The 18,146-nt window shown below is 67.4% G+C and carries 13 protein-coding genes; 7 read left to right on the top strand and 6 right to left on the bottom strand.

Annotated elements, in window-relative coordinates; translation table 11 throughout:
- Positions 1-3: 3 nt before the first annotated feature.
- From ACYQ1Z_RS18405 to ACYQ1Z_RS18390, 4 genes are all read right to left on the bottom strand, one after another.
- On the bottom strand, positions 4-966 hold the full coding sequence (locus ACYQ1Z_RS18405) for a carbohydrate ABC transporter permease (protein ID WP_459793993.1): 963 nt from the start codon (positions 964-966) through the stop codon (positions 4-6).
- Positions 963-2,249, bottom strand: coding sequence for an ABC transporter substrate-binding protein (locus ACYQ1Z_RS18400; protein ID WP_459793992.1), 1,287 nt, complete (start codon positions 2,247-2,249; stop codon positions 963-965). The genes ACYQ1Z_RS18405 and ACYQ1Z_RS18400 overlap by 4 nt, the downstream gene beginning before the upstream one ends.
- An 85-nt stretch (positions 2,250-2,334) precedes the next feature.
- Positions 2,335-3,219: an aldolase gene (locus ACYQ1Z_RS18395; RefSeq protein ID WP_459793991.1), complete on the bottom strand. Its 885-nt coding sequence runs from the start codon at positions 3,217-3,219 to the stop codon at positions 2,335-2,337.
- Positions 3,220-3,258: 39 nt separating this feature from the next.
- Entirely contained in the window at positions 3,259-4,152 is an 894-nt protein-coding gene (locus ACYQ1Z_RS18390) for a PfkB family carbohydrate kinase (protein ID WP_459793990.1), read from the bottom strand.
- A gap of 157 nt (positions 4,153-4,309) precedes the next feature.
- Here ACYQ1Z_RS18390 and ACYQ1Z_RS18385 point away from each other — a divergent pair, with 157 nt between their 5' ends.
- Together ACYQ1Z_RS18385 and ACYQ1Z_RS18380 are read left to right on the top strand one after the other, a co-directional pair.
- Positions 4,310-5,452 carry a Gfo/Idh/MocA family protein gene (locus ACYQ1Z_RS18385; RefSeq protein ID WP_459793989.1) on the top strand — a complete coding sequence of 381 codons (1,143 nt, stop codon included), beginning with the start codon at positions 4,310-4,312 and terminating at the stop codon, positions 5,450-5,452.
- 65 nt (positions 5,453-5,517) lie between these two features.
- Entirely contained in the window at positions 5,518-6,297 is a 780-nt protein-coding gene (locus tag ACYQ1Z_RS18380) for a DeoR/GlpR family DNA-binding transcription regulator (RefSeq protein ID WP_459793988.1), read from the top strand.
- A gap of 27 nt (positions 6,298-6,324) precedes the next feature.
- On the opposite strand, the gene ACYQ1Z_RS18375 is transcribed toward ACYQ1Z_RS18380, so the two are convergent.
- Entirely contained in the window at positions 6,325-7,296 is a 972-nt protein-coding gene (locus ACYQ1Z_RS18375) for a sugar-binding transcriptional regulator (RefSeq protein ID WP_459793987.1), read from the bottom strand.
- Between the two features lie 123 nt (positions 7,297-7,419).
- On the opposite strand from ACYQ1Z_RS18375, the gene ACYQ1Z_RS18370 reads away from it, so the two are divergent.
- Both ACYQ1Z_RS18370 and glpK read left to right on the top strand, forming a co-directional pair.
- Positions 7,420-9,234, top strand: a complete 1,815-nt coding sequence (locus ACYQ1Z_RS18370) for a glycerol-3-phosphate dehydrogenase/oxidase (RefSeq protein ID WP_459793986.1) — start codon at positions 7,420-7,422, stop codon at positions 9,232-9,234.
- Between the two features lie 45 nt (positions 9,235-9,279).
- Complete coding sequence (gene glpK, locus ACYQ1Z_RS18365; RefSeq protein ID WP_459793985.1) at positions 9,280-10,794, top strand: glycerol kinase GlpK; 1,515 nt, start codon at positions 9,280-9,282, stop codon at positions 10,792-10,794.
- 46 nt (positions 10,795-10,840) lie between these two features.
- Here the strand turns inward: glpK and ACYQ1Z_RS18360 are convergent, their stop codons facing one another.
- Complete coding sequence (locus ACYQ1Z_RS18360; RefSeq protein WP_459793984.1) at positions 10,841-13,117, bottom strand: PEP/pyruvate-binding domain-containing protein; 2,277 nt, start codon at positions 13,115-13,117, stop codon at positions 10,841-10,843.
- Between the two features lie 291 nt (positions 13,118-13,408).
- Here ACYQ1Z_RS18360 and leuS point away from each other — a divergent pair, with 291 nt between their 5' ends.
- The 3 genes from leuS to ACYQ1Z_RS18345 all read left to right on the top strand — a co-directional run bounded on the left by leuS (position 13,409) and on the right by ACYQ1Z_RS18345 (position 17,967).
- Positions 13,409-15,931, top strand: a complete 2,523-nt coding sequence (leuS, locus tag ACYQ1Z_RS18355; protein ID WP_459793983.1) for a leucine--tRNA ligase — start codon at positions 13,409-13,411, stop codon at positions 15,929-15,931.
- 62 nt (positions 15,932-15,993) lie between these two features.
- On the top strand, positions 15,994-16,974 hold the full coding sequence (locus ACYQ1Z_RS18350; protein ID WP_459793982.1) for a DegV family protein: 981 nt from the start codon (positions 15,994-15,996) through the stop codon (positions 16,972-16,974).
- A gap of 63 nt (positions 16,975-17,037) precedes the next feature.
- Positions 17,038-17,967: a helix-hairpin-helix domain-containing protein gene (locus ACYQ1Z_RS18345; protein ID WP_459793981.1), complete on the top strand. Its 930-nt coding sequence runs from the start codon at positions 17,038-17,040 to the stop codon at positions 17,965-17,967.
- Positions 17,968-18,146: the final 179 nt, after the last annotated feature.

Genomic DNA, 18,146 nt, shown 5'->3' with positions numbered 1-18,146 from the left:
CTGTTACTCCCCCTTCGGAGTCAGCCGGAGCAACCGGCGCTGGAGCCACGTAACCAGGGCGATCATGGCCATGAAGATGATCGACTGGGCGGCGGCGTAGCCGAACTCCGAGTTGGCAAAGGTGCTGTAGATACGGGTGGAAAGGATGTCCAGGGACTGTTTTGGCGGGTTGCCCGCGATGCCCAGGATCAGGTCGAAGGCCTTGAAGGACTGCACCGTGGTGTAGGCCACCACAATGGACGTTGCCGGGGCCACGAACGGCCAGGTAATGGACTTGAACTGCTGCCACTTGTTGGCGCCGTCCATTTCCGCTGCCTCGTAGAGTTCCTTCGGGATGGCCTGCAGGCCGGCGATGTAGACCACCATCATCTGCCCGGCATGGAACCAGACCTGGGTCACGGCCACCCAGTACAGTGCCTGCGCGTTGTCGCCCAGGTACGAGCCCTGGAGGGCATCCAGGCCAACGGTGTCCAGGACCGAGTTGGCCAGGCCGAAGTTGGGGTCGTAGATGAACTTCCAGATGAACGCCACGGACACTGAGGACAGGATGGTGGGAAAGAAGAACAGCGCGCGGAGCAGGACGCTGCCCCTCGAGTTCTTCGTCAGCAGCAGCGCCAGGATCAGGGAGAACACCGTCTGCGCGATCACCACCAGCAGCACGAACTTGAGGTTGTTCGTCAGGGCGTTGGTGAACAGCGAGTCCTTGGTGAACGCGCGGATGAAGTTGTCCAGGCCCACGTAGTTGAACGATGCCGAGAAGCCGTTCCAGTCCGTAATGGCGTACTGGAACGCCTGCAGCGTGGGCATCACCAGGAAGAAGGCGATGACCGCGACGGCGGGCAGCGGGAAGAGGTACAGGGCCGGGTTCACCCGGGTGGGTGAACGGCGGCGCTTCCGTGCGGTGTCAGTTTCTGGGCGGCTGTCGGGTGCCTTGTGCTCGGCAGCCGTGCCGGGATGGATGCTCATAGCCGTTCATCAACAATCTTCTGGGCGGCCTCCGCAGCCTGCTCCGGGCTGGTGCCGGAGATGACGGCGGTGGCGCTGGCTTCCACGGCGTTGCGGACGTCCAGGTTCATGAACTGGAACCGGGCCGCCAGGGCCGTCTTCTTCTCCAGCCACGGGCTGAGGCGCTTCAGGTCGGGGTTGGTGTACTCCACGTCCTTCACGGAAACGTGCTGGGCCGTCTCGTTGGCGTAGTACGCGGCGTTCTCCTTCTCGGACAGGAAATCGATCCAGGCCGCCGCGGCCGCCTGGTTCTTGCTGGCCGAGTTGACGCCGAGGATGAACGTGGCGTTGTAGACGCCCTCGTACTTGGCGTTGCCGGCCGAGGTGTTGGGGAACACCAGCTCAATCGGGAACTGCGCACCGAGGCCGCGGACGGCTGCGATGTGGTAAGAGCCGGTGGCGAGCATCGCGGCCTTGCCCTGCGAGAACAGGTTCTGCGCAGGTTCAACGGCGGTGCCGGTGGCGTTCGGCTGCAGGTACGGGACCAGGTCCTTGTACTGGTTGAGCATCTTGATGAACCAGTCGTCGGTGACCTTCAGCTTGCCCTGTTCGATCTGGGCGCACATGTCGTCCACCGGCGCGTTGTTGGCGATCATGCAGTTGAACAGCTGCCCGCCGTTTCCGACGTCGCCGCCGGGCCAGGAGATGGGAACGACCCCGGAAGCCAGGAGCTTCTCGCACATGCCCAGGAAGGAGTCCCAGTCCTTGGGTGCGATCTCGGCGCCGGCTTTGTCGAACAGGTCCACGTTGGCCATGGGCATGGGGAAGACCACCTGGTAGGGCAGGCCGAGCACGCTGTCGCCGGACTTCCCTGCGGAAAGCAGGCTTGGTTCGTAGTTGGACGATGCTTTGCTGTCCTTGAGTTCGGTGTAGATACCGGCTTCGGTGAAGTTCTTGAACTGGGCGCCGCGGAAGGTGGCGAAGGCGTCGCCAATGGAGCCGCCGCGCAGCTTCTGCAGGGCCTGCGCGTTGTAGTCGTTGGAGGTGGAAATGTCCTGCGCCACCTCCACGCCGTCGTGCAGGGCCGCGAACCGCTTGATGAGCTCGTCGAACACTGCCTTGTCCTCGCCCCGCCAGTGGGCGAAGGACACCTTGCCGGTGATGTCACCCGTGGCGGGCGCGGCCGGGCCGGTGGCGCCTCCGGGAGCGGTGGACCCGCCGGGTCCGGCGCACGCTGCCGCAGTGGCGCCGAAGCCCAGGGCTCCGAGAAGTGCAATGGCCTGCCTGCGTGAAATCTGACTCACAATAATCTCCTCGTTGAGTTTTGCTGTGCCGTGTTGCTTGGCTGCGGAAAAGAGTGGTTGCGACGGGGTGTTGGCGCTCGGGCTCTTATGCGTGGGTCCTTTGGGCCGAGACGACGTCGTCAACCACGGCGCACAGGCGCTGCAGCCGGCGGACGGCGTCGGTGGACAGGGACTCGACGACGTCGGGCGCGCCGATGCAGGACGCCCAGACGGCGCGTCCGGAGAGGAAGCCGCTGGCGCCTTCCAGGCAGGCCCACCGAACGGCATCCGGGAAGACGTCCTCGGGGACGCCGGAGGACAGGACAACCCACGGCCCGTCAATGGCCTTGGTGAGTTCTGCGCAGGCGGACCGGACATCGGCCTCGGGGGCCTGGCCCTTGAAGGGGACTTCTGCCTTGTACAGGTCTGCGCCCAGGCTGCCGAGCTCCTTTGCCGCCGCCAGGATGCCGGCGTTCCAGTCGAAGTCGCCGCCGGCCAGCGGTTTGCGGGAGACCGGCTCGATGATGCTGATCAGCCCGGCCGACCGGCAGTTCTCCACGAATTCGCGAACCATCGCCACGCGGCCCTCGGCGGGCTCGTCGGGGCGGTAGAGGACCAGCAGCTTCAGCGCCTTCGCGCCCAGGGCCGCGTACTTGTGCGGATCGACCAGCGGGTCGATTGTCACCTCGCCCACCAGTTCGCCGTGTGCGGATTCGAAGTGGTCGGCGGAAGCGATCAGCCCGCAGTGTGGGTCCACCACACCTGCTTCGATGGCCTGGTCGAGGGCGAACTGCCGGTCAATCAGGATGCCGGAGGCGTAGGGGCTGAGGATGCGGGCGGCCTCGAGCTTGAAGTGGCGGAGGTCATCGTCTGTGACGGGCTGGTCAGTGTGCTCGGCGAACATGTTGCGCATCGCTTCGCGCTGGTCCACGGCGAGCATTGCGAACGCGCCGGACGGGCGCTGCAGGGGGGAAAGGTCTGTGGGGCTCATGGATTGCTTCTTTCAGTCGGGCGAGTGGTGGCAGGTCGGTCAGGCAGGAATGGGGGTGACGGCCTGATGCGGGATGGCGGAACGTCCGTCCAGTCCGGCGCAGGATGCGGAGGCGGTGCGGCCGGCGAACGCAGCGGCTTCCACGAGGGGAAGGCCGGCTGCGACGGCGGCCAGCAGGGCACCGTGGTACACGTCGCCGGCGCCGAGGGTGGACACGATGTTGGCCGGTGTTGCCGGCACATGGACCGGCGTGCCGCCCCGTTCCAGAACCCAGGCACCGTCGGATCCGGCGGTGGCGACGACGGCGGATGCGCCGCCGTCGACCGCCTTCGCCAGCAGGGCCGCGGGAGAGTCGCCCTCGCCGTATTCGGCACGCAGGCGTTCGATGGTGGGGACGTACAGTGCGACGGCGCGGGGGGAGAAGGAGGGGATCGGGTTGCCGGCGTCCACGCTGACTGCCAGGTCCGCGGGAAGGCCGGAGCTGCCGGCCACCGCGTTCCAGCCCAGGTGGTCCACATGGACCCAGGCCGCGGCGGACAGCAGGTCGAAGAAGCGGCTGCCGGCGGGGAAGCTGACCGGCGGGACGGGGCGGGTGACGATGGCCCGGCTTTCGGTGGCCCTGCTGACCACGATCACACTGGCGCCGGTCTTGACCCCGGCGTCCCGGACCACGGCCGAGGTGTCAACACCTTCAGCCTCGAGGCCGGCAATGATGCGGTCGCCCTCCTCGTCCGTACCGAGTACACCGGCGAAGGCGGTCTTGGCGCCAGCCCGGGCTGCCGCGACTGCCGCCGTCGCAGCCGGACCGCCGCCCGCCGTCGCAAAATCCGTGGCAACGGTACGGCTGTCGGCGGCCGGATAGTCCTCCACCAGGGCGATTGAGTCCAGTGTGGCGCAGCCTACGAAGAGCAGGGTTCCGGTTGGTTGGGGCACGTTCCACCTCGTTGTAGTTCCGGGCTGTGGTGTGATGCAGGTCTATTACTGAAGAAATATACACACGCTATGTTGGAATAACAACACTTTCGGTATAGTTCTGTTTGGGATGCAACGCCGCGGTCCCCACACTCAACGTAGAGAAACGGAGCAGCTCATGTCATTGCCTTCTGCGGAATCGGTCCGGACCATCCGTTACGGCCTTATCGGGGCCGGCCACATGGCCCGGGAACACGTGCGGAACCTCGCCCTGATTCCGGGAAGCCGGATCACCGTGGTGTCCGACCCCACGCCGTCCTCACTGGAAGAGACGGCGAAGGAGATTGGCTACGAAGTCCGGACGTTCGCTTCCCACCAGGACCTGCTGGCCTCCGGGCTGGTGGACGCGCTGGTGATTGCCAGCCCCAACGACACGCACGTGGTGATCCTGAGGGACATCTTTGCCAGCGGCACCAACCTGCCCGTGCTCGTCGAGAAGCCCGTCTGCACCAGCGCCGAACAGGCGGACGAACTCGAACGGCTCGCCGCCGGCTACCCCGCACCTGTCTGGGTCGCCATGGAATACCGCTACATGCCGCCGGTGCAGGAGGTCATCCAGGCCGCACACAACGGCAGGCTCGGCAACATCTACATGTTGTCCATCGTCGAGCACCGCTTCCCGTTCCTGCACAAGGTGGACGCCTGGAACCGCTTTGCTGAGCGGACCGGCGGAACCCTGGTGGAAAAATGCTGCCACTTCTTCGACCTGATGCGCCTGATCCTGCAGGACGAGCCCACGCGTGTGTACGCCAGCGGCGGGCACGACGTAAACCACATGGATGAGGTGTACGACGGCCGCATTTCCGACATGGTGGACAACGCGTATGTGATCGTCGACTTCAAGGGCGGACGGCGGGCGATGCTGGAACTGTCCATGTTTGCCGAGGGGTCCAAGTTCCAGGAACGCATCTCCATCGTGGGTGATGCCGCAAAGATCGAAACCCTCATCCCGGTGGCAGCCAGCCACTGGATTCCAGGCGACGAAGCGGAGGCGACGGTGGAGTTCAGCCCGCGCTCACCGCTCGGACCGGAAAAGCATGAGGTTCCGGTTGACGAGGCGGTCCTGGCCGCCGGTGCGCACCACGGCTCCACCTATTACGAGCACCTGGGCTTCCGGAAGGCCATCCTTGGTGAGGGGCCGGTTGAAGTGACGGTGGCTGACGGGCTGCAGTCGGTGCGGATGGGCCTGGCCGCCGAGCGGTCAATTGCAGAAGGCAGGCCCGTGGAGCTTACGAAGGCCGGTGCCGGGGTACGTTCCTAAGTACATTGGTGTTGGAATAGCAACACTCCGCCGGGCGCCGTCCGACGTGGGGGAAAGAAGGGGATATGGCCACAGCACGAAAAGAGGCGCTGACAGCCCGCCAGCGGACCATCCTGGACGAGCTGGGCAGGCGGGGGTTCATCTCCACCACCGACCTCGCGGGGATGTTCGCAGTCTCGGACATGACGGCGCGGCGGGACACCCGGGTGCTGTCCAAACTGGGACTGGTCCGGGTGGTCCACGGCGGGGTCAGCGCGACCCACGGGCACGGACAGAACGCGGACTTCGCGGCCCGGGTGCGCGAGGATGCCGAGGCCAAGCTGCGGGTGGCCAGGGCCTGTGTGTCCATGATCGGGGAACGGGATGCGATCATCCTGGATGCCGGAACAACCACCTACCAGATCGCGCAGGAGTTGCCGTCGTCCTTTACGGGCACGATCATCACGCACTCCGCCCCGGCTATCCAGCGCTGCCTTCAGCTGACGTCTGCAAGGACCATCGGACTGGGCGGGGAACTGCTGCTTGACAGCCAGGCGTTCAATGGTCCGATGACGGTCAGTGCCGTCTCCGGGCTCCGTGCCAGGACCGCCTTCATTGGCGTCAGCGGCATCCACGACGAGGCGTTCTACATCGAACGCGATGTGGAACGGGCCACGAAGATCGCGCTGATGAATTCGGCGGAACAGGTGGTGGTGGTGGCTACCCACCAGAAGATGCTGCGGTACGCGCTCGCCCGGCTGGAAGGTTTTGCGGCGGCCGACATCCTGGTGACGGACGCCCCGCCGCCGCCCGGGATCGAGGCCGGGCTGCAGGCAGCGAACGTCAAAGTGGTGGTAGCAGCCTGAAAGGCCGGGCTGTCCCTGCAGGCTGAATCAGGCGCCACCGGGGGCGTCCGGCTCAAAGTCGACCAGGCGGCGGGCGGTGCCTTCGTCCAGGATCAGGTCCGTGGCGAGGCCGGCGGCGAGCGCTCCACGCAGCCCGTCGATCTTCGAGGCCCCGGAAACCACGCAGATCCTCCGGCGTACCTGGCGGAGCTGGGCAAGGTCGGGGCCGGTGGAGCGTTCGTTCAGGACGATCCCGTTGGAGGATCCGTCGCCCCGGAAAAAGACCGTGGCGACATCGCCGACGACGTCGGAGGTGGCAAGGATGTGCAAGTCATCCTCGTCAAGGTAGCCGCCGGCGTACACGTGGCTGGGGTAGTCCGCATCCACCGAGCCGATACCGAAGATCGCAGTGCTCATCCGTGCCTGCAGGGCCAGGATCCGCTGCACGCTGCGTTCCTGCCACATGGCCTTCTTCGTGGACGCATGGTCAAAGAAGGCCGGAACGGGAAATTGCTCCACCCTGGCGCCGTACGCCGCCCCGAAGCGGCGCATGATGTCGCTTGCGTACGTGATGCCGGTGGTATGCATGTTGCCCGCGCCGTTCAGCTGCACTATGACGCTGTCGTGGGTGATCTTCCGGGTCAAGTGGCGGCTGACGGCGCTGATGGTTGAGCCCCAGGCGACGCCGATGATGGCGTTGGACGTCACCAGCGGCCCGATTGTGCGCGCCCCTTGGATCGCCACCCGTTCGAGGGTCTCCGCCTCATTCAGCGTCTCCAGCACCGGGACAACGTGGGCGTCCACACCATATCGACGGCGGATCAGGCCTTCGAGTTCGGGCCCGGTTTCCAGCGGGTTGCGGATCTGGACCTGCACCAGGCCTGATTGCCGGGCCGCCGAAAGGAGCCGTGACACCGTGGACCGGGAGGTCCGCAGTTCTCGCGCGATGGCGTCCATGGTGAGGTCCTGCAGGTAGTACATCTGTGCAGCGCGCAGGGCATTCGCATCTTTGGCAGCCATTCCCGATCCGTTCTGCACATTCGTGCATTGTCCTTGACTCTATTTTCCACCACTCCGAAGAATGGTGGGAAACAGGGTTCACGTCCAACCCTTGACCACACCGCTAAAGCCCAGGAGAAACAGTTGGGACCCAAAGATTCGCCCGCCCGCCCGTCCGTTGCATCGCCCACCGCGGCAGGGGAACGCCGTTCCGTGCACAATCTGCGGCTGCGCCCGCATGCGAAAGTGCTGATCGTCGGCGGAGGCATCAACGGCGTCGGAACATTCCGGGACCTCGCGCTCCAAGGGGTGGACGTGGCACTGGTGGAGCGCGGGGACTACTGCCAGGGCGCCAGCGGTGCGTCGTCGCACATGATCCACGGCGGCATCAGGTACCTCGAAAACGGTGAGTTCCGCCTGGTCCGCGAGTCGGTGGTGGAACGCAACCGGCTGCTGAGGATCGCCCCCCACTACGTCAAGCCGCTGCAGACCACCATCCCCATCTTCAGCACGTTTTCCGGTGTACTGGCGGCGCCGCTGAGGTTCCTGACGCACAAGCAGCAGGGCAAGCCGAAGGAGCGCGGCGCGTTCCTCATCAAACTGGGCCTCAGCCTGTACGACTCGTTCTCCAGGGATGGCGGCAGCGTGCCCCGGCACCAGTTCCGGGGCCGCAAAGGCGCCCTGGCGGAGCTTCCCGACCTGCGTCCGGACGTCAAATACGCCGCCACCTACTTCGACGCGTCCGTGCACAACCCGGAGCGGCTCACCCTCGACGTGCTCCAGGACGGCGAAAAAGCGGGACGAACCGGGGCAGGAGCCGGCCAGGGTGATACCGCCCGTGCCAGCAACTACGTCTCGCTGCAGTCGATGACCGGCCGGCCCAATCCCGGCACCGGCCGGGGCAGCACAGTCCGCCTTCGCGACGAATTGACGGGCGATGAGTTCGACTTCACCGCCGACATCATCGTGAACACCACCGGCGCCTGGGTGGACCTCACCAACCAGGCGATGGGAAGCATGTCTTCCTTCATGGGCGGCACCAAGGGCTCGCACATCGTCCTGGACAACCCCGCACTGCTGAAGGCCTGCCGGGGAAGGGAAATCTTCTTTGAACACAGCGACGGACGGATCGTCCTCATCTACCCGATGGGTGACCGGGTCCTGGTCGGCACTACCGACGTGGACGCCGACATGGCTGAGGACGCCGTCTGCACCGACGAGGAAATCGCATACTTCTTCGACCTGATCGGGCACGTCTTCCCGGGCATCGCCGTGACACGGGACCACATCGTTTACACCTTCTCCGGCGTACGGCCCCTGCCCCGGCATGACGCCACCCAGCCAGGCTTCGTCTCCCGCGACTACCGGATCGAACGGCGCGGTCCGGCACACAACGCAACGGGCGCCGTCGTGCTGAGCCTGGTGGGCGGCAAATGGACCACCTTCCGGGCACTGGCCGAACACCTGGCCAATGACGTGCTGGCGGAGCTCGGCGCACCCCGGAAGGTCTCGACGGCGCAGCTCCCCATTGGCGGCGGTGCCGGCTTCCCCGGGGACGAGGCCGGGGTGCAGGCATGGATCAAGGCGCACATGGGACCAGGGCGGGACGCTGACCGGACCGCCGGTCTCCTCACCCGCTACGGCACGCGCGCCGGCGCGGTCATGGCGTACCTCGACGCCGGTCCTGACCGGCTCCTGCATTCCACCCGCGAACTGAGTGTGCGTGAGCTCGGGTACATGGCCGCGCACGAGCAGGTGGGACACCTCGTGGACGTCCTCATCCGGCGCACCTCCCTCGCCTTCCGCGGCCTCGTCACCGGCGAACTGCTCAATGAGGTGGCGGAAGTGCTCGCTGTTCCGCTTGGATGGGATGCAGCAGCCCGGAGGGCAGAGGTGCGGCATGCGCAGGACGTTCTGGCACGCCACCACCGGGTGGAAACGCACAGCCTGGTCGAGTAGCCCAAGCGCCCATCCCGCTTCCAACAAAACGACAAGGACGTCACCATGAACCAGTACGTAGTCGCCATCGACCAGGGCACCACCAGCACGCGCGCCATCGTCTTCGACCACAGTGGCGGCATCGTCTCCTCCGGCCAGATGGAGCACGAGCAAATTTTTCCGCAGCCCGGCTGGGTGGAGCACAACCCCGCCGAGATCTGGGACAACACCCGCGAGGTCATCGCCTCGGCCCTGTCCAAGGCGAACCTGACGCGGCACGATATTGCCGCCGTCGGAATTACCAACCAGCGCGAAACCGCCGTGGTCTGGGACAGGACCACCGGCAAGGCCGTGTACAACGCCATCGTCTGGCAGGACACCCGCACGCAGGACATCGTGGATGAACTGGCCGGGGACGGCGGCGGCGACCGCTTCAAACAGAAAGTTGGCCTGCCGCTGGCCACCTACTTCTCCGGCACCAAGATCAAATGGATCCTGGACAACGTGGACGGCGCCCGGGCCAAGGCCGAAGCCGGCGACCTGGTGTTCGGCAACACGGACGCTTGGGTGCTGTGGAACCTGACAGGCGGGGTGGACGGCGGCGTGCACGTCACCGACGTCACCAACGCCTCCCGCACGCTGTTCATGGACCTTGAAACGCTGCAGTGGGACGACGAAATCCTGGGAATTTTCGGTGTCCCGCGCAGCATGATGCCGGAAATCAAGTCCTCTTCCGAGGTCTACGGCACCGTCCACACTTCCCAGCTGCTGCGCGAAACACCCGTGGCGGGCATCCTGGGCGACCAGCAGGCTGCCACGTTCGGCCAGGCGGCCTTCGGGGCAGGGGAAGCCAAAAACACGTACGGCACCGGCTGCTTCCTGATCTTCAACACCGGCGAGGAGATTGTCCACTCGAAGAACGGGCTGCTCACCACGGTTGGCTACAAGCTCGGCGACGCCGCCCCGCACTACGCGCTCGAAGGGTCCATTGCTGTCACAGGCTCGCTTATCCAGTGGCTCCGCGACAACCTGGGCATGATCAGCAGCGCCCCCGAGGTGGAAACCCTTGCGGCATCCGTGAAGGACAACGGCGGGGTATACATCGTCCCCGCCTTCTCGGGCCTTTTTGCCCCGTACTGGCGTTCCGATGCCCGCGGCGCGATCGTCGGCCTGACCCGGTTCGTAACCAAAAGCCACATCGCCCGCGCCGCCCTGGAAGCCACCGCTTTCCAGACCCGCGAGGTGCTTGACGCCGTCAATGCTGACTCCGGCGTCCCGCTTCATGAGCTGAAGGTCGACGGCGGGATGGTCGCCAATGATGCCCTGATGCAGTTCCAGGCGGACATCCTCGGCGTCCCCGTGATCCGGCCCAAAGTCATCGAAACCACCGCACTGGGTGCCGCCTACGCCGCCGGGTTGGCCGTCGGGTTCTGGCAGGACCTTGGCGAGCTCTCGGCCAACTGGTCCGAGGACAAGCGCTGGGAGCCACAGCTGGACAAGGCTGAACAGGAGCGCCAGCTGCGCCTGTGGAAAAAAGCCGTCACCAAGGCCATGGACTGGGTGGACGAGGACGTGCGGTAACCCGCAGCCCATCTGCTGACGCCGCAGCGGCGATGAAGGCGGCCCCTTAGCCCTCGTGGGTTTCGATGATGCCCTTGCTGCCGTCCACTGTTACGCGTTGGCCGGTGTGCAGCAGGTGGGTGGCGTTTCCGGTACCGACCACTGCCGGGATGCCGTACTCCCGGGCCACGAGCGAGGCGTGGGCTGCGAGGTTGCCGGTGTCCGTCACCACTGCCGCCGCGTCCGCGAAGAGCGGGGTCCAGGCCGGCGCCGTGGCCTTGGCCACCAGGACCTCACCCGGCCTGAACAAGGCGAAGTCATCCGGACCGTCAACCAGCCGCACCCGTCCACGGGCGCGTCCCGGGCTGGCAGGATGGCCCGTTATGGCACCCTCGGGAAGTTGGCGGCTGCTCCGGGCTCCGTTGGCGATCCTGTCGAAGGTGTTGCCGAGCAGGGGAGCGCCGCCCAGTATCAGCGGGGCATCAAGCTTCCGTTGCTGGAGCCAGTCCCCGCGGCGCCGTGCCACTTCCTCGTCCCGGGACGGGGCGTCGGTGCGCAGTTCCTGCCGGGTCAGGAAGAAGACGTCGCCGGGGCTGGCGATGACACCCGCTTGCTGCAACCGGACGCCGATCAGGGCTGCGCACCGGCGCAGCAGGGGCCAGCCCAGGGTGAATTCGCGCGCCTGTTCCTCACGGAGGAGGGCGTAGTGCCGGGCGACGGCCAGCAGGCTGTCAAAACGGCGGAGGTGCCGGGTCCCGCTGAGGGCGCTCCTGCACGCCGCTTCGGCTTCCTTTCGCCGTTGAACAGCGCCGGCCGCCAGCTGTGGCGCACCGGGACGCTCAACCGGCCCGGTGCCCTGGTCCGTACGTGCCGCTGCTTCCTCGCCGAGGGTGGGGTGGTACCAGTCCAGGCTGTATACCGCGTGCGGCGGAACCGGCGGGGGAGAGGGGAGCAGCCCGCCCAACAGGACCTGGTAGCCCCCGCCGTCGGGTGCGGCCGGCGCCAGGGCGGGCAGGTTCCGGGCGATATGCCGCCGCCAAAAGCGCGCCAGTACCACTTCCATCTTCCAGGCGGCGCCGCCCGCGGCGGACAGGTACCAGAGGAATTCCCCGGCGGCACGGGCTACCTCCTCGACAAGCCCGATGAGGACGGGAAGGGACGCGGCTTCGGCAACGTCGGTGGCCGCCAGCTTCCGGTACCGGGGCAGGCAATCGTCGCGCCACTCCCGTTCGAGGTCATGCAAGACTGCCCGGTCGGCGCCGGCGGGGTCCAGCATGGGACGGACCACCGAGTTGAAGATGTACGGCAGCGAGCGCCGCGACCCGCCGAACAGGAGGTGCGGGAGCGCCCTGGGGGTCGGCGGTGCGACGTAGTACCAGCCGTTGACCGCGGCATGGCCCATGGTCACGCTGATCCCGGCAGAGCGGAACACCGCCCGGTTGTAGGCGGCATCCAGCCGCGGAACCAGCCAGTCCATGAACAGCGGTGTCACCGGTTCGGGCAGCCATTCGCCGAGCCGGAAGTTTCGAAGCCAGACGCCCTTTCCGGGCGGCTGCCACACAACAGGCTGCGGCAGCGCCGTCATGGGCCGGGCCTGCACCAGTTGCAAATGGCCGGACCTGTCCAGGGCCCACTCAACATCCTGCGGAACCCCGAACAATGCGGCGACCTTCCGCACGGCTGCCGCCACCGCCGTCGCGCTTTGCTCCGTGAGCACCCCGGTGCCGCCGGTGCGGATCGCCCGGCCGCCGCGGACCGTCCAGTCTTCCCCGCCTGCTGAACCGGAGACGAGGCGTTCGGCGAGCCCCGGCACGGCCGAGACCACCACCTGGTCCCGGGCGCCGGTCAGCGGGTCGGCCGAGAAGGCAACCCCGGCGGCGGCTGCGTCCACCATCTGCTGGACCAGGACGGCCATGGTGTGGCCGTCCTGCCCGCCGCGGGACGCCTGGTAGCTGCGCACCCGGTTGGTTTCAGCTGACTCGAAACAGCGGGCGACCGCGGAAGCCAGGCCGGCGGCGTCCACTCCCAGGTAACTTTCGTACTGGCCCGCGTAGGAGGCGTCCGGGAGGTCCTCTGCCGCGGCGGAGGACCGGACGGCGTAAGGTCCGGGCCCCGCGGCGCGGGCAGCCTCCCGGAGCCGTTTGTCCCAGCCGGGCCCGGCGACGCCGGCGGCCAGGGCCGCGGATGTCACCACAAAACCGGCCGGCACCGGGAACCCTTCGGCCCGCAGCCTGGACAGGGCAGCAGCCTTCCCGCCGACGAGCGCCCGTTCGGCTGCGGCCGGATCACCGAGCCGGGGAAAGCGGTGCTCCGGGCTTGCGCCGGGTACTCCTGCATCGTCCATCGCGTCACCTGCCTGGCCGTAGGCTGGACCGTCGGCACAAGTCTAGTTTTGCCGTCCACCCGGCAACAGGCCTGCCGCCTGCGGGGGCAGCCGCGGGTGCGCTAAAGTAGTTCCATGCGTGCAATCCTTCTGCTTAGCTAGCCGCCGGGTGTCCGAAACGACGGACAGCTGAGCGGCCGCCCCTCCATGGTGAGGGGCTTTTGTGTGTCCGGGACGTTTTCCCGGCCGGCAGCAGGAGGATCAGGCCGTTATGGCAGCACAGATGCCGTAACAGAACAGAAGAGGGCAGCAGTGGGCGTTCAGCCGGAAACAGAGACCGGAGCAGCAGTGGCAGCGGAAGCACCCGGGGAGGGTACGTACAGCTTCACGGCGATGGAGGCCAAGTGGCCGCAGGTGTGGGAAGACCTCAAGGTCTTCACCCCCGTCGACGACGGATCGCGGGAACGCCGCTACGTGCTGGATATGTTCCCGTACCCCTCCGGCGACCTGCACATGGGGCACGCCGAGGCGTTCGCCATGGGCGACGTGGTGGCCCGCTACCTCCGCCAGCAGGGTTATGACGTGCTGCACCCGATCGGCTGGGATTCCTTCGGCCTGCCGGCGGAAAACGCGGCCATCAAGCGCAACGCCCACCCCAGCGAGTGGACCTACGCCAACATCGACACCCAGGCGGCGTCCTTCAAGCGCTACGCCATCTCGGCTGACTGGTCCCGCCGGCTGCACACCTCCGATCCCGAGTACTACCGCTGGACCCAGTGGCTGTTCAAGCGGTTCTATGAACGCGGGCTGGCCTACCGCAAGGACTCGCCGGTCAACTGGTGCCCGAAGGACCAGACCGTCCTGGCCAACGAACAGGTAGTCAACGGCGCCTGCGAACGCTGCGGCACCACCGTCACCAAGAAGTCGCTCAACCAGTGGTACTTCAAGATCACCGACTACGCCGACCGGCTGCTGGACGACATGGAGCAGCTCCGCGGCCACTGGCCCGAGCGGGTCCTGGCGATGCAGAAAAACTGGATCGGCCGCTCGGAGGGCGCGCACGTCAACTTCATGATCGAGGCCGACGGCGGCAAGCCCGCCAAGGATGTCACGGTCTTTACCACCCGCCCCGACACGCTGTACGGCGCCACGTTCTTCGTCGTCGCCGCGGACGCCCCCCTCGCTGTCGAACTGGTCACCGGCGAACACGCCGCCGCGCTGGACGAGTACCGCGAGAAGGTCAAGGCACTGTCCGAGATTGAGCGGCAGTCCACCGAACGGGAAAAGACCGGTGTTTTCACCGGCCGGTACGCCATCAACCCGCTCAACGGCGAGAAGCTGCCCGTCTGGGCCGCCGACTACGTGCTGGCGGACTACGGCACGGGCGCCATCATGGCCGTCCCCGCCCACGACCAGCGCGACCTCGACTTCGCCCGCACCTTCGACCTGCCCGTCCGCGCCGTCCTCGACACCGGTGAGGAAGACCCCGCCGTTTCGGGCACCGCCACGGCCGGCGAGGGTACCCTCATCAACTCCGGCGAGCTGGACGGCCTGCCAAAGGCCGAAGCCATCCCCGCCGCCATCGCCATCCTGGAGCGCCAGGGCACGGGCGAAAAGTTCGTGAACTTCCGGCTCCGCGACTGGCTGCTCAGCCGCCAGCGGTTCTGGGGCACACCCATCCCCATCATCCACTGCCCGTCCTGCGGCGAGGTGCCCGTCCCCGACGAGCAGCTGCCCGTCACCCTGCCCTCCGATCTGCGCGGCGAGGACCTGGCCCCCAAAGGCACCTCGCCCCTGGCCGCGGCCGAGGCCTGGGTCAACGTCGAATGCCCGTCCTGCCATGGCCCGGCCAAGCGCGACACCGATACCATGGATACCTTCGTGGACTCGTCCTGGTACTTCCTGCGGTTCGTTTCGCCGCAGTACACCGAGGGTCCCTTCGACCCGCAGAAGATCAACGACTGGATGCCGGTCGGGCAGTACGTCGGCGGCGTGGAGCATGCCATCCTGCACCTGCTGTACGCCCGCTTCTTCACCAAGGTCATCCACGACCTTGGCATGATTGACGCCAGCGAGCCGTTCAGCGCCCTCCTCAACCAGGGCCAGGTGCTCAACGGCGGCAAGGCGATGAGCAAGTCGCTGGGCAATGGCGTGGACCTCGGCGAGCAGCTGGACAAGTACGGCGTCGACGCCGTCCGGCTCACCATGATCTTCGCCTCCCCGCCCGAAGATGACGTGGACTGGGCCGATGTTTCCCCGTCCGGTTCGGCGAAGTTCCTCGCCCGCGCCTGGCGCCTGGCCCAGGACGTCACCAGCGCCCCCGGAGCCGACGCCGGCACCGGTGACCGCGCACTGCGCTCCGTGACGCACCGCACCATCGCCGACGCGGCGGAACTGCTGGACGCCAACAAGTTCAACGTTGTGGTGGCCAAGCTGATGGAACTGGTCAACGCCACCCGCAAGGCCATCGACTCCGGTGCCGGTGGCGCCGATCCGGCCGTCCGGGAAGCAGCCGAGGCCGTTGCGATCATCCTCAGCCTCTTCGCGCCGTACACGGCGGAGGACATGTGGAGCGTGCTGGGGCACCCGGCGTCCGTGGCCAATGCGGGTTGGCCCGCGCACGATCCTTCCCTGCTGGTCCAGGACACGGTGACCGCCGTCGTCCAGGTGCAGGGCAAGGTGCGGGACCGCCTGGAGGTTTCCCCGGACGTTTCCGAGGATGAGCTGCGCGAGCTGGCGCTGGCCTCGGAGAACGTCCAGCGGGCACTGGACGGCCGCGGCATCCGCACCGTCATTGTCCGGGCACCTAAACTGGTCAACATCGTCCCGGCCTAGCAGCCGGCGCGGCACCGGCCGCCGGAACTTCCGGCGGCCGGCCACCGACACCAGGAGGCCCCTTGCCCGAGAGTCACGCCGCTGCCTGGCCCTGGTTCCGCGCCCGGCTGGCGGGCCTCCGCTTCGTTCCCAAACAACGCGAAGGCGGGCCCGCCGCCGTACGCACCGCGGTGGTGACAGACTCGGCTGCCGCCCTGCCCGCGGACTGGATCGCCGGCGTGGGCGGCAAGGGACTGCTGACGGTCATCCCGATGCCGGTCATGGTAGGGCCGGACATCTACGGCGAGGGTGAAGATGACATCCTCGAAACCATCGCCCTGGCGCTGGCCACGGGGAAGCCGGTCAAAACCTCCAGGCCTTCCCCGGGACAGTTCGAACAGGCTTACCGTGCCGCCCAGGGGCAGGGTTACGAGTCGGTAGTGTCGATCCACATCTCCGGCGAACTGTCCGGGACGGCGGACGCGGCCCGGCTGGCCGCCGCCCGCGTGGACTTTCCCGTTGAGGTCGTGGATTCGCGGACTGTCGGCATGGCGCTGGGCATGGCCGTCCAGTCCGCGGTGGCCGTTGCCGCGGCCGGGGGCGACACCGCCGCCGTCGCGGCGGCAGCGGCAGGCCAGGCGGCAGGAACAAAGGTGTATTTCTATGTCCCCAGCCTCGAGCAACTCCGCCGCGGCGGACGGATCGGTGCAGCGGCTTCCCTGCTCGGCACCATGCTGGCCATCAAGCCTATCCTCGCGGTCGACGGCGGCAGGATCGTTCCGCTGGAGAAGGTGAGGTCAGCGGCGAGGGCGGTGGCGCGGCTGGAGGAAATCGTTGCGGCCGAGGCTGCGGCGGGTCCGTCCGTGCGGCTCGCCGTCCACCATTTCGGCAACCCCCAGGAAGCCGAAAGCCTTGCCGCCAGGCTTTCGGCAGCTTTGCCCAACTGCCCGCCTGCCCAGATCAGCTCCCTGCCGGCTGTGCTGGCAGCGCACGCGGGACTGGGCGTGCTGGCCGTGATCGTGGGCCACGAGCTGCCGGCCGCCCCGGCACCGCAGTCGCCGTAGCCTGTCCACATAGCAGGGTCCGGGCCTGTCACCCGGCTGCGTCATGTTCCTAACGTTGAAACCATGTCACGCCGGGACGCTGGAGCAGCAGGCATTTCCGCGCGCCATGTGAAGTCCCGGCTGCAGGCCACGCTCGGCAGCCCGCCGGGTTTGCTGCAGGCCGGCGCCGGGGAGCGGGACTTCGTCTACAGGGCGGCGGAGGAATCCGGCACCGGCCACCCCGGCGGCGTGGACAGCGCCGATGCGGCACGGGCTGGTGATGCCGGGCCGGGGCCCGCCGTGCGCTGGCGGCTTGGTGTACGGGTCGCCGCCCTGCTGGGTATCGCCGCCTTGCTTGCCGCCGCATTGTTCTGGTGGCAGATGGCCTCCAGCCGGCCCGAGGTCCTGCCGCTGGGCGGTCCAGGCTCCGGCAGTTCCGAAGCGGCCGGGGCGGACGGTTTTGGACAGGATGACGCCGGGCAGGATGACGCCGGACAGGACGAGGATCCGGAAGCCGGGGATCCCGCAGGGACAGGCCTGCCAGGGGATGCGGCACCCGGCGTGGTCCTTGTCCATGTTGCCGGGGCCGTGACGGCCCCGGGCGTAGTGCGCCTGCCGGCCGGAAGCCGCGTCAACGACGCCCTCTCCGCCGCCGGGGGCGCAACAGCAGACGCGGACGTAAACCGGCTTAATCTTGCCCAGGTAGTCCAGGACGCACAGAAGATCCACGTCCCCAGGCACGGTGAATCCATGTCAGCCGAGGCAGCTGACGGGGCCGCAGCTGGTGCCGGCGGGGGAGACGCGGGTGCGGGTGCGCCGGGCACCAAAATCAACCTCAACACTGCGGACGTCGCGGAGCTTGATGCCCTGCCCAGGGTGGGCCCGGTGCTGGCCCAGCGGATCGTGGACTGGCGCCGGGAACACGGGGCATTCAAAAGCGTCGAGGAGTTGGACGCGGTGGACGGTGTGGGACCCAAGATGCTCGAAGCCCTGCTGCCGCTCGTGACGGTGTGACATGGGTGGCGAATGGAAGGGACACCCCATAGGCGGGGGAGCACGGCGGCGCAGGGTCAGCCCGTGGAGCCGGTATGTTGAGTCCGCCGTAAACGCCGGTGCGGCAGTCGCGCACGGGGAAGGCCCTGAATACCGCAGCGAAACGGACCAGCGGTCCGGGGGCAGGGCCCGGCGCACCG

The organism is Arthrobacter sp. AD-310, assembly GCF_054656615.1.
Note: the sequence above shows the minus strand (reverse complement) of the source record. Positions and strands in the feature narration are given on the sequence as shown.

Bases quoted from the DNA above. Each gene is read 5' to 3' on its own strand.
- ACYQ1Z_RS18385 (WP_459793989.1), top strand. From the start codon at position 4,310: ATGTCATTGCCTTCTGCGGAATCGGTCCGGACCATCCGTTACGGCCTT.
- ACYQ1Z_RS18395 (WP_459793991.1), bottom strand. From the start codon at position 3,219: ATGAGCCCCACAGACCTTTCCCCCCTGCAGCGCCCGTCCGGCGCGTTC.
- ACYQ1Z_RS18405 (WP_459793993.1), bottom strand. From the start codon at position 966: ATGAGCATCCATCCCGGCACGGCTGCCGAGCACAAGGCACCCGACAGC.
- ACYQ1Z_RS18360 (WP_459793984.1), bottom strand. From the start codon at position 13,117: ATGGACGATGCAGGAGTACCCGGCGCAAGCCCGGAGCACCGCTTTCCC.
- ACYQ1Z_RS18345 (WP_459793981.1), top strand. From the start codon at position 17,038: ATGTCACGCCGGGACGCTGGAGCAGCAGGCATTTCCGCGCGCCATGTG.
- ACYQ1Z_RS18380 (WP_459793988.1), top strand. From the start codon at position 5,518: ATGGCCACAGCACGAAAAGAGGCGCTGACAGCCCGCCAGCGGACCATC.
- glpK (WP_459793985.1), top strand. From the start codon at position 9,280: ATGAACCAGTACGTAGTCGCCATCGACCAGGGCACCACCAGCACGCGC.
- ACYQ1Z_RS18375 (WP_459793987.1), bottom strand. From the start codon at position 7,296: ATGGCTGCCAAAGATGCGAATGCCCTGCGCGCTGCACAGATGTACTAC.